Genomic DNA, 13727 nt, shown 5'->3' with positions numbered 1-13727 from the left:
AATCTCAACCCCAAACCGCTTTACTTTCACCCGTAAAAATTCACTCAGGATGGTTATGTCTAACAGTGCGATGAGTGTGGTGATCCTGGCCGCTGGCAAGGGCACCCGTATGTATTCCGATCTGCCTAAAGTTCTGCACACACTGGCAGGCAAACCGATGGTTCAGCATGTGATTGATGCCGCTAAAGGGCTGGGTGCGCAGCAGGTGCATCTGGTTTATGGTCACGGCGGCGATCTTCTTAAAGCGACGCTGACCGACAGCACACTTAACTGGGTGCTGCAGGCGGAGCAGCTCGGCACCGGCCATGCCATGCAGCAGGCGGCACCGGCGTTTGCCGACGATGAAGATATCATGATGCTCTACGGCGACGTGCCGCTGATTGCTGAGGCCACACTGCAGCGTCTGCGTGAAGCAAAACCCGAGGGCGGCATCGGCTTACTCACCGTCGTGCTGGACGATCCCACCGGCTATGGCCGCATTGTGCGCGAAAACGACACTATCGTCGGCATTATCGAACAGAAAGATGCCAGCCCGGCGCAGCTCCGCATTAATGAGATCAATACCGGCATCCTGATCGCCAACGGCGGCGATCTCAAACGCTGGCTGGCGCAGCTCACCAACAACAATGCGCAGGGTGAATATTACATCACCGATATCATCGCACTGGCGCATCAGGAGGGGCGGGTGATTAACGCCGTCCATCCGACACGCATCAGCGAAACCGACGGCGTGAATAACCGGCTGCAGCTGGCGACATTAGAGCGCACCTTCCAGGCGGAACAGGCGGAAAAACTGCTGCTGGCGGGCGTGATGCTGCGCGACCCGGCGCGGTTCGATCTGCGCGGCACGCTGACGCATGGCCGGGATGTGGAAATCGACACCAACGTCATTATTGAAGGCCAGGTCACGCTGGGCGCGCGCGTAAAAATCGGCGCGGGCTGCATCATCAGAAACAGCGTGATCGGTGATGACTGCGAAATCAGTCCCTATTCGGTGATCGAGGATGCAAATCTCGCGACCGCCTGTACCGTTGGCCCCTTTGCCCGTCTGCGTCCCGGCAGCGAGCTGGCGGCGGCCGCTCACGTAGGCAACTTCGTTGAAATGAAGAAAGCGCGCCTGGGCAGGGGATCAAAAGCCGGTCACCTCTCCTATCTCGGTGATGCCGAGATTGGCGACAACGTGAACATCGGCGCGGGCACCATTACCTGTAACTATGATGGCGCCAATAAATCGAAAACCGTGATTGGCGATGATGTCTTTGTGGGATCGGACACGCAGCTGGTGGCACCGGTCAGCGTGGCGGCAGGCACCACCATTGCGGCAGGCACCACCATCATGAAGGATGTGACTGAGGCCGGTCTGGTCTATAACCGCAAAGCGCAGAACCATAAAGCGGACTGGCAGCGTCCGGTGAAGAAAAAATAAAATTTTTAACGGCCCGCGGTGCGGGCCGACGCAGTGCAGTGCCAAAACTATAATCCCCACTCTCTACAAGGCTCGGGGAACCGGCAACGCCGGATATCAGGTCGCATGACAACAGAAGTGGCGAAAAGCCATGTAGTCAGGAAAACATCATTATGTGTGGAATTGTTGGTGCAGTAGCACAGCGCGATATCGCAGAGATTCTGCTGGAAGGTCTGCGTCGTCTTGAGTATCGCGGATATGATTCGGCCGGGCTGGCCGTGGTCGATCGTCAGGGGCACGTGACGCGCCTGCGTCGTTTGGGAAAAGTGCAGAAACTGGCGGAAGCGGCCGAACAGCAGCCGCTGATTGGGGGCACCGGTATCGCGCATACGCGCTGGGCCACCCACGGTGAGCCGTCTGAGGCGAACGCGCATCCGCACGTCTCAGAGCACATCATCATCGTGCACAACGGCATTATAGAGAACCATGAACCGCTGCGCGCAGAACTGATCGCACGCGGCTACGTCTTTGCCTCCGAAACCGACACCGAAGTGGTGGCGCATCTGATCCACTGGGAGCAGAAGCAGGGCGGTTCGCTGCGTGAAGTCGTGCTGCGCGTGATCCCGCAACTGCGCGGGGCCTACGGCATGGTGATCATGGACAGCCGCGATCCGTCACTGCTGGTGGCCGCCCGCTCCGGCAGTCCGCTGGTTATCGGTCGCGGCGTCGGCGAAAACTTTATTGCCTCGGATCAGCTGGCCCTGCTGCCGGTTACCCGCCGGTTTATCTATCTGGAAGAGGGCGACATCGCCGAGATCAGCCGTCGTGATGTCACCATCGTCGATCGTGACGGCAACATCGTCACGCGCGCGGAGATCGAATCGAACCTGCAGTATGACGCCGGTGACAAGGGCATCTACCGTCACTACATGCAGAAAGAGATCTACGAACAGCCGATGGCGCTGAAAAGCACCCTGAGCGGCCGGTTCAGCCAGGGGCAGGTTGACCTCAGCGAACTGGGCGCGGGCGCAGAGGCGCTGCTGAGCCAGGTCGAGCATATCCAGATTATCGCCTGCGGCACCTCCTACAACTCCGGCATGGTGTCTCGCTACTGGTTTGAGTCGCTGGCAAACATTCCCTGCGATGTGGAGATCGCCTCGGAGTTCCGCTACCGCAAATCCGCGGTGCGCAGGAACAGCCTGCTGATTACCCTGTCGCAATCGGGCGAAACGGCCGATACGCTGGCGGCGCTGCGCCTCTCGAAAGAGCTGGGCTACCTGGGGTCGCTGGCGGTCTGCAACGTGGCCGGCTCATCCCTGGTGCGGGAATCGGACCTGGCGCTGATGACCAAAGCGGGCACCGAAATCGGCGTCGCCTCCACCAAAGCCTTCACCACTCAGCTCGCGGTATTGCTGATGCTGGTGGCGAAACTGGGCCGTCTGAAAGGGATGTCTGCCGACACCGAGCATGAGATCGTGCATGCGCTGCAGGCGTTGCCGAGCCGCATCGAGCAGATGCTGGCGCAGGATAAGCTGATCGAAAATCTGGCCGAAGGCTTCTCCGACAAGCATCATGCGCTGTTCCTGGGCCGTGGCGATCAGTATCCGATTGCGATGGAAGGGGCGCTGAAGCTCAAGGAGATCTCCTACATTCATGCGGAAGCCTATGCGGCTGGCGAGCTGAAACATGGCCCGCTGGCGCTGATCGATGCCGATATGCCGGTCATCGTGGTGGCGCCTAACAACGAACTGCTGGAGAAGCTCAAGTCCAACATCGAAGAGGTGCGCGCGCGCGGCGGCCTGCTCTACGTCTTTGCCGACCAGGATGCAGGCTTCAGCGACAGCGACGGGATGAAGATTATCCCGTTGCCGCACGTCGAAGAGGTGATTGCGCCGATCTTCTACACCGTGCCGCTGCAGTTGCTCTCCTATCACGTCGCCCTGATCAAAGGCACCGACGTCGATCAGCCACGTAACCTGGCGAAATCCGTTACCGTGGAATAAAAAAGTGGGCCCCGTCGCGGGCCCGCTTCATTTCAGCGCACTGTCATATAACTGTCACATTTCGTACATTTCACTGTCATCAAACTGTCCTATTTTCCCTCCTGCAGCAATCACTGACTCTTACTAAAACGGCCCCGAGCCTGACTTTTCTCCCCTGGAGGGAACATGACACTGATGCGTAGCACCGTAGCCCGACTCCTCGCCACCACTTTCGCCGTAAGCGCGGTATCTGCTTTTGCGGCAACCGATCTCACTGGCGCAGGCGGGACGTTCCCGGCGCCGGTTTATGCCAAGTGGGCAGCAGAATATCAGCAAGCCACCGGTAGCAAGATTAACTACCAGGGTATCGGTTCATCTGGTGGCGTGAAGCAGATCATCGCCAAAACCGTGGATTTCGGTGCGTCCGATGCGCCGATGAAAGAGGAAGACCTGCAGAAAAACGGCCTGTTCCAGTTCCCGACCGTGATCGGTGGCGTGGTGCTGGCGGTGAACCTGCCAGGGATCAAGTCAGGTCAGCTGACGCTGGATGGCAAAACCGTGGGTGACATCTACCTCGGCACCATCAAAAAGTGGAACGATCCGGCGATCGCTAAACTCAACCCGGGCGTGAAGCTGCCGGAAACCAACATCAACGTGGTACGCCGCGCTGACGGTTCAGGCACCTCCTTCGTCTTCACCAGCTATCTGGCGAAAGTGAACGAAGAGTGGAACAGCAAAATTGGTAAAGGCAACACCGTTAACTGGCCGGTCGGTCTGGGCGGTAAAGGCAATGACGGCGTCGCCGCCTTCGTTCAGCGTCTGCCGGGTTCCATCGGCTATGTGGAATACGCCTACGCCAAACAGAACAACCTGACCTACACCAAACTGGTGGATGCCGATGGCAAAGCGGTCGCGCCGAGCGAAACCAGCTTCAGCAATGCGGCGAAAGGCGCTGACTGGAGCAAATCGTTCGCACAGGATCTGACCTTCCAGAAGGGAACGGATGCCTGGCCTATCTCCTCAACCACCTTCATCCTGATCTACAAAGACCAGGCAAATGCGGCCAAGGGCGCCGAAGTGCTGAAGTTCTTTGACTGGGCGTACAAAAGCGGCAGCAAAACGGCCACCGCGCTGGATTACGCTGCGCTGCCGGATAGCGTGACCGAACAGATTCGCGCCGCCTGGAAAGCCAACATCAAAGACAGTTCTGGTAAAGCGCTGTATCAGTAATGGACCGACCCTGACCGGACACTGCGCCGGTCAGACCCCACGGGCGGCGTGATGCCGCCCTGATAACTTCTGAAGACCGAGACTTTTATGGCTGCAACGAAGCCGGCATTCAAAGCCCCAGGCAAACAGGGTGACAGAATTTTTGGCGCGCTGGTCAGGCTGGCGGCGCTGATTGTCCTGTTACTGATGGGCGGCATTATCGTCTCCCTGATCATCTCCTCGTGGCCCAGCATCCAGAAATTTGGTTTCGCCTTTTTGTGGACCAAAACCTGGGATGCGCCCAATGAACAGTTTGGCGCACTGGTACCGATCTACGGCACCCTTGTGACCTCCATTATCGCGCTGATCATCGCCGTACCGGTGAGCTTTGGTATCGCGCTGTTCCTGACTGAACTCGCGCCAGGCTGGCTGCGTCGCCCGCTGGGCACCGCCATCGAACTGCTGGCGGCGATTCCGAGTATTGTTTACGGCATGTGGGGCCTGTTTGTCTTTGCGCCGCTGTTTGCCGAATATTTTCAGACGCCGGTCAACGACGTGATGTCGGGCATTCCGATTGTCGGCGAGCTCTTCTCCGGTCCCGCGTTCGGGATCGGGATCCTGGCGGCGGGCGTGATTCTGGCCATCATGATCATCCCCTATATCGCCTCGGTCATGCGCGACGTCTTCGAGCAGACCCCGGTGATGATGAAAGAGTCTGCCTACGGCATCGGCTGCACCACCTGGGAAGTGATCTGGCGCATCGTGCTGCCGTTCACCAAAAACGGCGTGATCGGCGGTGTGATGCTGGGGCTGGGGCGTGCGCTGGGTGAGACGATGGCGGTGACCTTTATTATCGGCAACACCTACCAGCTCGACAGCCCGTCGCTGTTTATGCCGGGCAACAGCATCACCTCGGCGCTGGCCAACGAGTTCGCGGAAGCGGAGTCGGGCGTGCACGTCGCGGCGCTGATGGAGCTGGGGCTGATCCTGTTTGTGATTACCTTTATCGTGCTGGCGATTTCAAAACTGATGATTATGCGACTGGCGAAAAGTGAAGGAGCGCGCTCATGACCACCATTGAAATTCAGGCGCGCGCCGAACTGGAAGCTTCACGCCGCAAAATGCAGGCCTGGCGCAGCACCAAAAATAAAATCGCTCTGACGCTGTCGATGCTGACGATGGCATTCGGGCTGTTCTGGCTGGTGTGGATCCTGTTCACCACCGTGACGCGCGGCGTGGATGGCCTCTCCTGGTCGCTGTTTACCGAATCGACCCCGCCGCCGAACACGGCAGGCGGCGGTCTGGCCAACGCCCTGGCGGGCAGTGGCTTACTGATTTTCTGGTCAACCTTCTTCGGCACGCCGCTGGGCATCATGGCAGGGATCTATCTGGCGGAATATGGGCGCAAATCCGCCCTGTCAGAGGTGATCCGCTTCATTAACGACATTCTGCTGTCGGCGCCTTCGATTGTGGTCGGCCTGTTCGTCTACACCCTCGTGGTGTCGCAGATGCAGCACTTCTCCGGCTGGGCCGGGGTGATTGCGCTGGCGCTGCTGCAGGTGCCGATTGTGATCCGCACCACCGAAAACATGCTGCGTCTGGTGCCGGACAGCATGCGTGAAGCGGCCTACGCGCTCGGTACGCCGAAGTGGAAGATGATTTCGGCTATCACCCTGAAAGCGTCGGTCTCCGGCATTATTACCGGCGTGCTGCTGGCAATTGCCCGCATCGCGGGTGAAACCGCCCCGCTGCTGTTCACGGCGCTGTCGAACCAGTTCTGGAGCACCGACATGATGCAGCCGCTGGCAAACCTGCCGGTCACCATCTTTAAGTTCGCCATGAGCCCCTTTGCCGAATGGCAGAGCCTGGCCTGGGCGGGTGTGCTGATTATTACCTTCTGCGTGCTGCTGCTGAATATTCTGGCGCGGGTCATTTTCGCCAAAGGTAAACACGGTTAATTTCCGGCGCGGTCCTGTGCGGCGCCGTATAAGAGAGATGAATTATGAGTATCGCGACAGCATCAGCCGGTAAGATCCAGGTCCGTAATCTGAACTTCTATTACGGCAGATTTCATGCGCTGAAGAACATTAACCTGGATATCGCCAGGAATCAGGTGACCGCGTTTATCGGGCCATCGGGCTGCGGTAAGTCGACCCTGCTGCGTACCTTCAATAAAATGTACTCACTCTATCCGGAGCAGCGGGCAGAAGGGGACATTCTGCTGGATGGCGAAAACATTCTGGCAACCCAGCAGGATATCGCGCTGCTGCGCGCCCGCGTCGGCATGGTCTTCCAGAAACCGACGCCGTTCCCGATGTCGATCTATGACAACATCGCCTTTGGCGTTCGCCTGTTTGAAAAGCTCTCGCGTGCCGATATGGATGAACGCGTGCAGTGGGCGCTGACCAAGGCAGCACTGTGGAACGAAACCAAAGACAAGCTGCACCAGAGCGGTTACAGTCTCTCCGGCGGCCAGCAGCAGCGTCTCTGCATCGCCCGCGGCATCGCGATTCGCCCGGAAGTCTTGCTGCTGGATGAGCCCTGTTCCGCGCTGGACCCCATCTCCACAGGCCGTATCGAGGAGCTGATCACCGAGCTGAAGCAGGATTACACCGTGGTGATCGTGACGCACAACATGCAGCAGGCGGCCCGCTGCTCTGACCATACGGCTTTCATGTATCTGGGCGAACTGATTGAGTTCAGCGACACCGACACGCTGTTCACCAAGCCCGCACAGAAGCAAACCGAAGATTACATTACTGGCCGCTACGGCTGATCTGACAGGAGATCGACATGGATAATCTGAATCTGAATAAACACATCTCCGGTCAGTTTAATGCCGAGCTGGAGCATATCCGTACCCAGGTGATGATCATGGGCGGCATGGTCGAGCAGCAGCTGACCGATGCGATTACGGCGATGCATAACCTGGACGGCGAACTGGCGCAGCGGGTGATTGACGGCGACCAGAAGGTCAACATGATGGAGGTGGAGATTGATGAGGCGTGCGTGCGCATCATCGCCAAACGTCAGCCCACCGCGATCGATTTGCGCCTGGTGATGGCGATTATCAAAACTATCTCCGAGCTGGAGCGCATCGGCGACGTGGCGGAGAAGATCAGCCGCACGGCGCTGGAGAAGTTTGGTCAGCAGCACCTGCCGCTGCTGGTGAGCCTGGAGTCGCTGGGCCGTCACACCGTGCAGATGCTGCACGACGTGCTGGATGCCTTTGCACGCATGGATCTCAATGAAGCGATCACCATCTACCGCGAAGACAAGAAGGTGGATAAAGAGTACGAAGGGATCGTGCGCCAGCTCATGACCTACATGATGGAAGATCCGCGCACTATTCCCAGCGTGCTGACGGCGCTGTTCTGTGCCCGCGCCATCGAGCGCATCGGCGATCGCTGCCAGAATATCTGCGAAATCATCTTCTATTTCGTCAAAGGTCAGGACTTCCGCCATGTCGGCGGCGATCGCCTCGACGAGCTGCTGTCGGGTGACGATGGCAGCAACCGCCCCTCCTGATAAAATCGATCCCTGCGCCTGAACGGCGCAGGGATCGCCCTTTTCGATTGGTCACATCCTGAACTCTCTTTATAATTGCGACACTTTCCTTTCAGAGGTGCGCAATGATGTCCCCTTCTCCCCAATCTAAGCCGGGCGTGACGCCTGGCAAAGCGATGCTGGCTGCGGTCAGTGGTTATGCCATGGATGGATTTGACCTGCTGATACTCGGCTTTATGCTGCCGGCTATCAGCGTTTCGCTGGCGCTCAATCCATCACAGGCGGGATCGCTGGTGACCTGGACGCTGATTGGCGCGGTTATCGGTGGCATCGTCTTTGGTCATCTCAGCGATCGTTTTGGTCGCATCCGTATGCTGACCGTCACGATCCTGGTCTTCTCGATCTTCACCGGCCTGTGCGCGGTCGCGCAGGGCTACTGGGATCTGCTCGCCTGGCGGACGCTGGCGGGTGTCGGCCTGGGCGGCGAGTTTGGTATCGGCATGGCGCTGATTGCCGAAGCCTGGCCCGTAGAGAAGCGCAATCGCGCCTCGGCATGGGTTGGCATGGGCTGGCAGCTGGGCGTGCTGATGGCGGCCTTTATCACGCCACCGCTGCTGGCGATGATCGGCTGGCGCGGCATGTTCCTGGTCGGCGTTTTGCCTGCGCTGGTGTCGTTTGCCATCCGCCGTGGCATGGGTGAACCGGAAGCGTATCAGAAGCAGGTTAAGCATGTGCCGTCGCTCTCGTTTCCGTCGCGCCTGAAGCTGCTGGTGCGCGACCGCGCCACCGCCAAAGCCAGCCTCGGCATCTTTATCCTCTGCTCCGTGCAGAACTTTGGCTATTACGGACTGATGATCTGGATGCCGAGCTACCTCTCTTCCAGCTTTGGCTTCAGCCTGACAAAGTCGGGCCTCTGGACCGCCGTGACCGTCGTCGGCATGACCTTCGGCATCTGGCTGTTTGGCGTGCTGGCCGATCGCTTTGCTCGCTGGAAAATTTTCCTGCTCTATCAGTTCGGTGCGGTAGCGATGGTGGTGATTTATGCGCAGCTCCGCGACCCGACCATGATGCTGTTTACCGGCGCTATCATGGGGATGTTCGTTAACGGCATGATTGGCGGCTACGGTGCGCTGATTTCCGATACCTTCCCGCCTCAGGTGCGCGCCACTGCGCAGAACGTTCTGTTTAATCTGGGGCGCGGCGTGGGCGGGTTTGGCCCGGTGGTGATCGGTCTGCTGGCGAGTCAGTTCTCGTTCACGGCGGCAATCACCCTGCTGGCGCTGATCTACCTGCTGGATATTGTGGCGACGCTGTTCCTGCTACCGAAGAAGCAGGGGCAGGAGGATACGCTGGGCGCGATTGGCTGATGCAATATTGAGTGCGCGCCGGGAAACGACATTCCGGCCCGGTTGATTCATCAGGGCATTTAAAGAGAGCAGGCTGCCAGGCCACAGCAAACGCGGGCCAGGCAGCCTTATGCGGTTAATGCATCAGCGGCAGGAGCTGCTGATAGAGGGTGGCAAAGGTCGCCCGGCGCGATGCGTAACCGGCCATTCTGGCCGGGTCCGGCTGATGGCGCTGTACCCGTGCCGGTGTCGGCACGGTCACATCAGGATCCAGCGCCTGCTGCGCCAGCCGTGCCGCACCCAGCGCAGGGCCCACATCCCCGCCATGGCAGTAATCCAGCGTCTGACCGCTGATATCCGCCAGCATCTGACGCCACAGCGCACTGCGCGCGCCGCCGCCGATCAGCATAATGCTCTCGGGTTTAACGCCACACTCGTGCACCACGTCGATTCCCTCCGCCAGCGCAAACCCGACCCCTTCCAGCACCGAACGTGCCAGTTCCGGACGCCCGTGCTGGTGGGTGAAGCCGAAGAACGCGCCGCGGGCATTGGGGTTGTTGTGCGGGGTACGTTCGCCGGAGAGATAGGGCAGAAACCACAGCGACGGCACGTCATCGCGCGCGCGCTCCGCCTCCGCCAGCAGTTCAGGCACATCCCGGCAGCCGGTCAGCGTGGCTGCCCAGTCGAGACAGGATGCCGCGCTGAGCATCACTGACATCAGGTGCCAGCGCTGCGGTAAGGCGTGACAGAAGCTGTGAACCGCGCGCTGCGGGTTACTCAGGTAGCCGTCACTCACCACGAAATAGACGCCCGAGGTGCCCAGCGACAGCATCGCCTGACCCGGCTCCGTCATGCCGACCCCCACCGCACCCGCCGCGTTGTCGCCGCCGCCAGCCGCCAGCGGCACCGCCTTCATCTTCCAGCGGGTTGCCAGTTCCGCGTGCAGCGTGCCGGTCTGCGCATTGCCTTCACAGAGCCTGGGCATCTGATCGCGGCTGAGATCGCAGGCGCGCAGCATCACGTCGCTCCAGTCCCGCCGTGCCACATCCAGCCACATCGTGCCTGCGGCGTCGGACATATCGGTGGCGAAGTCGCCGCTCATCCGCCAGCGCAGATAATCTTTGGGCAGCAGGACGTGCGCGATCTGACTGAAAATAGCCGGTTCGTTCTGCTGTACCCACAGCAGCTTGGGTGCTGTAAAGCCGGGCATCATCAGGTTACCGGTGATCGCCCGCGAATCCGGCACCTTCTGCTCCAGCTCACGGCACTGCGCCTCGCTGCGTCCATCATTCCAGAGCATGGCGGGACGCAACACCCGGTGAGCGCTGTCGAGCAGCGTCGCCCCGTGCATCTGCCCGCTCAGCCCGATGGCCTGCACGCTCTGCAGATCCTGCTGCGCACTCAGTGCCTGCATAGCCACATCCAGCGCCTGCCACCAGCTCTCGGGATCCTGTTCGCTCCACAAGGGCTGCGGACGCGAAACCTGCAGTGACGCCGTTTCCGTGGCCACCACGTTGCCCTGTGCATCCATCAGCACCACTTTAACGCCGGAGGTGCCTAAATCGATCCCGATAAACATGCTCTGCTCCTGAAGGGTTAGAAATCAAACAGATAGTGATTCACCAGATTTTCCAGCTGCTCCTGGCGCCCGCTCTGATGCTGCGGATTAAGCTGCTGCTGCTGAGCATGCGCCGCCAGTGCCTCAAGTGAAAACTCGCCTTTCAGAATTTGCTGGCCGATCTCACCATTCCAGCCGCTGTAGCGCTGGGCTACGCGCTTATCCAGTTCGCCGTCGCTGATCATGCGGGCCGCGACTTTCAGCGCCAGCGCCATGGTATCCATCGCACCAATATGGCCGTGGAAGAGATCATATTTGTCGGTGCTCTGACGACGTACTTTGGCGTCAAAGTTTAAGCCGCCTGTGGTAAAGCCGCCCGCCTTGAGGATTTCGTACATCACCAGCGCATTCTCTTCCACGCTGACCGGGAACTGATCGGTATCCCAGCCGCACTGCACGTCGCCACGGTTGGCGTCCACCGAACCAAAAATACCCAGCGCAATTGCGGTCGCAATTTCATGATGGAAAGAGTGACCGGCCAGGGTGGCGTGGTTCGCCTCAACGTTGACCTTGATCTCTTTCTCCAGGCCGAACTGTTTCAGGAAGCCATAGACGGTGGCGACATCGTAGTCATACTGATGTTTGGTCGGCTCCTGCGGTTTGGGCTCAATCAGCAGCGTTCCCTGGAAGCCCGTTTTATGTTTGTGCTCAACCACCATCTGCATAAAGCGGCCAATCTGCTCGCGCTCCTGACGCAGATCGGTATTCAGCAGGGTTTCATACCCTTCACGACCGCCCCACAATACATAGTTCTCACCGCCCAGCGTTTTGGTGGCCTGCATGGCGCTGCAGACCTGGGTGGCGGCCCAGGCAAAGACCTCTGGATCGGGATTGGTGGCGGCCCCGGCGCCGTAGCGCGGATGGGTAAAGCAGTTCGCCGTACCCCAGAGCAGTTTCACGCCGGTCTCCTGCTGTTTTTCCAGCAGGTTATCGGTCATCGCGGCCAGGTTCTCTTTGTAGCTGCGCAGCGAATCCCCTTCCGGCGAAACGTCGATATCGTGGAAGCAGTACCAGGGTACGTTCAGCTTATAAAAAAACTCAAAGGCGACATCGGCTTTCAGTTTTGCCTGCTGCAGTGCATCGCCGCTTTTGTGCCAGGGACGGTCAAAGGCACCGACACCAAACATATCCGCGCCGTTCCAGCAGAAGGTATGCCAGTAACAGGCGGCAAAGCGCAGATGCTCCGCCATAGTTTTGCCGAGGATCACCTCGTCAGGATTGTAGTGGCGAAAGGCGAGAGGATGAGTCGACTGGGTGCCTTCATAACGAACCCGATCGATCTGATCGAAATAAGCGTGCATGGTTTGCTCCTTAGCATCAGTACCCGAATGGTCTGCGTTGAAGCCATATTTGATAGTGACGGCTGCCCCGGCTCAATTACGATATTTCACTCCGGCTTTCAGATAATTATTAATTGTGCGCTGAGTCGCAAAATAACATTTTCTGACGGCGCTTTTTACGGCTTCTCTTTTGTCCGAAAAAGATGAAACCTCGATCGCGCTCATAAAAAAAGAAATAAACCAAAAAACGTAATAGCCGGATAAAAATCAGTAATTGCTGGAACCGGAAAAGAAGGGCAACAATTCATCCGCCTGGTTTATCGGCCTGAAACGACAATAGCCTCAACCTACAGGATAACCATAATGAAGATGAAACATGCACTGTTAGCCGCCTGCGCGGCGCTGGCGCTGTTCAGCCAGACCAGCGTGGCAAAAGAAGTGAAGATCGGCATGGCGATTGATGATTTGCGACTCGAACGCTGGCAGAAGGACCGTGATATTTTCGTGAAGCAGGCTGAAACGCTGGGCGCTAAAGTGTTTGTTCAGTCAGCCAACGGCAATGAAGAGACCCAGATGTCGCAGATTGAAAATATGATCAACCGCGGTGTCGATGTGCTGGTCATTATTCCCTATAACGGTCAGGTATTGAGTAACGTTGTCGCCGAAGCGAAACGGGAAGGCATTAAAGTTCTGGCGTATGACCGCATGATAAATAACGCCGATATCGATTTCTATATCTCTTTCGATAATGAAAAAGTGGGCGAACTGCAGGCCGAAAGCATTGTGAAACAGGTGCCTCAGGGCAACTATTTTTTAATGGGCGGTTCACCGGTGGATAATAACGCCCGTCTGTTCCGGGCCGGCCAGATGAAAGTGTTAAAACCCTATATCGACAAAGGCGCGATTAAAATTGTCGGCGATCAGTGGGTCGATGCCTGGCTGCCGGAAAATGCCCTGAAAATCATGGAAAACGCTCTGACGGCGAATGGAAACCACATCGATGCGGTGGTGGCCTCCAACGATGCGACCGCAGGCGGCGCGATTCAGGCGCTGAGTGCGCAGGGACTGGCCGGAAAAGTGGCGATTTCCGGTCAGGACGCGGATCTCGCGGCGATTAAGCGCATCAAAGCGGGCACCCAGACCATGACGGTTTACAAACCGATCACCGAGCTGGCCACCGAAGCGGCGAAAATCGCCGTTGAACTGGGCGACGGTAAAACGCCTGCCAGCAACGGCAAGCTGAATAATGGCCTCAAAGAGGTGCCGTCACGGCTGCTGAAGCCGATTCCGGTTAACAAAGACAATATCGAAAGCACCGTGGTGAAAGACGGTTTCCACAAACAGAGCGAACTCTGACCGCGCAGAGCGTGAGGGAGGACC

General features: G+C 58.4%; 11 protein-coding genes. 9 read left to right on the top strand and 2 right to left on the bottom strand.

All coding sequences use genetic code 11. The annotated features are described in order from the left end of the window. Positions 1-55: 55 nt before the first annotated feature. The 8 genes from glmU to J1C59_RS00190 all read left to right on the top strand — a co-directional run bounded on the left by glmU (position 56) and on the right by J1C59_RS00190 (position 9470). The gene (glmU, locus tag J1C59_RS00225; protein ID WP_128084225.1) at positions 56-1426 is read left to right on the top strand and encodes a bifunctional UDP-N-acetylglucosamine diphosphorylase/glucosamine-1-phosphate N-acetyltransferase GlmU; all 1371 of its coding nucleotides are present in this window, start codon (positions 56-58) and stop codon (positions 1424-1426) included. Between the two features lie 152 nt (positions 1427-1578). Next, on the top strand, positions 1579-3408 hold the full coding sequence (gene glmS, locus J1C59_RS00220; RefSeq protein WP_128084226.1) for a glutamine--fructose-6-phosphate transaminase (isomerizing): 1830 nt from the start codon (positions 1579-1581) through the stop codon (positions 3406-3408). 165 nt (positions 3409-3573) lie between these two features. Beyond that, entirely contained in the window at positions 3574-4617 is a 1044-nt protein-coding gene (pstS, locus tag J1C59_RS00215) for a phosphate ABC transporter substrate-binding protein PstS (RefSeq protein ID WP_128084227.1), read from the top strand. A gap of 87 nt (positions 4618-4704) precedes the next feature. After that, complete coding sequence (gene pstC, locus J1C59_RS00210; protein WP_013359566.1) at positions 4705-5667, top strand: phosphate ABC transporter permease PstC; 963 nt, start codon at positions 4705-4707, stop codon at positions 5665-5667. Beyond that, positions 5664-6554: a phosphate ABC transporter permease PstA gene (pstA, locus tag J1C59_RS00205; RefSeq protein ID WP_111141399.1), complete on the top strand. Its 891-nt coding sequence runs from the start codon at positions 5664-5666 to the stop codon at positions 6552-6554. Before pstC ends, pstA begins: the two co-directional genes overlap by 4 nt. 44 nt (positions 6555-6598) lie before the next feature. After that, positions 6599-7372: a phosphate ABC transporter ATP-binding protein PstB gene (pstB, locus tag J1C59_RS00200; protein ID WP_128084228.1), complete on the top strand. Its 774-nt coding sequence runs from the start codon at positions 6599-6601 to the stop codon at positions 7370-7372. Positions 7373-7389: 17 nt separating this feature from the next. Next, positions 7390-8124, top strand: a complete 735-nt coding sequence (phoU, locus tag J1C59_RS00195) for a phosphate signaling complex protein PhoU (protein WP_009088225.1) — start codon at positions 7390-7392, stop codon at positions 8122-8124. Between the two features lie 104 nt (positions 8125-8228). Beyond that, a complete protein-coding gene (locus J1C59_RS00190) occupies positions 8229-9470 on the top strand; it encodes an MFS transporter (RefSeq protein WP_128084229.1) in 1242 nt (413 codons plus the stop codon). Positions 9471-9585: 115 nt separating this feature from the next. Here J1C59_RS00190 and xylB read toward each other — a convergent pair whose 3' ends face one another. Together xylB and xylA are read right to left on the bottom strand one after the other, a co-directional pair. Continuing rightward, a complete protein-coding gene (xylB, locus tag J1C59_RS00185) occupies positions 9586-11028 on the bottom strand; it encodes a xylulokinase (protein WP_140917338.1) in 1443 nt (480 codons plus the stop codon). Positions 11029-11045: 17 nt separating this feature from the next. Next, positions 11046-12368, bottom strand: coding sequence for a xylose isomerase (gene xylA, locus J1C59_RS00180; protein ID WP_128084230.1), 1323 nt, complete (start codon positions 12366-12368; stop codon positions 11046-11048). A 342-nt stretch (positions 12369-12710) separates the two neighbouring features. Between xylA and xylF the strand changes: the two genes are divergently transcribed. Then, entirely contained in the window at positions 12711-13703 is a 993-nt protein-coding gene (gene xylF, locus J1C59_RS00175) for a D-xylose ABC transporter substrate-binding protein (RefSeq protein WP_128084231.1), read from the top strand. Positions 13704-13727 lie beyond the last annotated feature (24 nt).

The organism is Pantoea deleyi (genome assembly GCF_022647325.1).
GTDB classification, from domain to species: Bacteria; Pseudomonadota; Gammaproteobacteria; order Enterobacterales; family Enterobacteriaceae; genus Pantoea; species Pantoea deleyi.
The sequence above is the reverse complement of the archived record's forward strand: the minus strand, read 5'-3'. Positions and strand labels throughout refer to the sequence as shown.

What these genes read in the sequence shown, in the direction of transcription:
- glmU (WP_128084225.1), top strand. Translation starts at nt 56, where the DNA reads ATGTCTAACAGTGCGATGAGTGTGGTGATCCTGGCCGCTGGCAAGGGC.
- glmS (WP_128084226.1), top strand. Translation starts at nt 1,579, where the DNA reads ATGTGTGGAATTGTTGGTGCAGTAGCACAGCGCGATATCGCAGAGATT.
- pstS (WP_128084227.1), top strand. Translation starts at nt 3,574, where the DNA reads ATGACACTGATGCGTAGCACCGTAGCCCGACTCCTCGCCACCACTTTC.
- pstC (WP_013359566.1), top strand. Translation starts at nt 4,705, where the DNA reads ATGGCTGCAACGAAGCCGGCATTCAAAGCCCCAGGCAAACAGGGTGAC.
- pstA (WP_111141399.1), top strand. Translation starts at nt 5,664, where the DNA reads ATGACCACCATTGAAATTCAGGCGCGCGCCGAACTGGAAGCTTCACGC.
- pstB (WP_128084228.1), top strand. Translation starts at nt 6,599, where the DNA reads ATGAGTATCGCGACAGCATCAGCCGGTAAGATCCAGGTCCGTAATCTG.
- phoU (WP_009088225.1), top strand. Translation starts at nt 7,390, where the DNA reads ATGGATAATCTGAATCTGAATAAACACATCTCCGGTCAGTTTAATGCC.
- J1C59_RS00190 (WP_128084229.1), top strand. Translation starts at nt 8,229, where the DNA reads ATGATGTCCCCTTCTCCCCAATCTAAGCCGGGCGTGACGCCTGGCAAA.
- xylB (WP_140917338.1), bottom strand. Translation starts at nt 11,028, where the DNA reads ATGTTTATCGGGATCGATTTAGGCACCTCCGGCGTTAAAGTGGTGCTG.
- xylA (WP_128084230.1), bottom strand. Translation starts at nt 12,368, where the DNA reads ATGCACGCTTATTTCGATCAGATCGATCGGGTTCGTTATGAAGGCACC.
- xylF (WP_128084231.1), top strand. Translation starts at nt 12,711, where the DNA reads ATGAAGATGAAACATGCACTGTTAGCCGCCTGCGCGGCGCTGGCGCTG.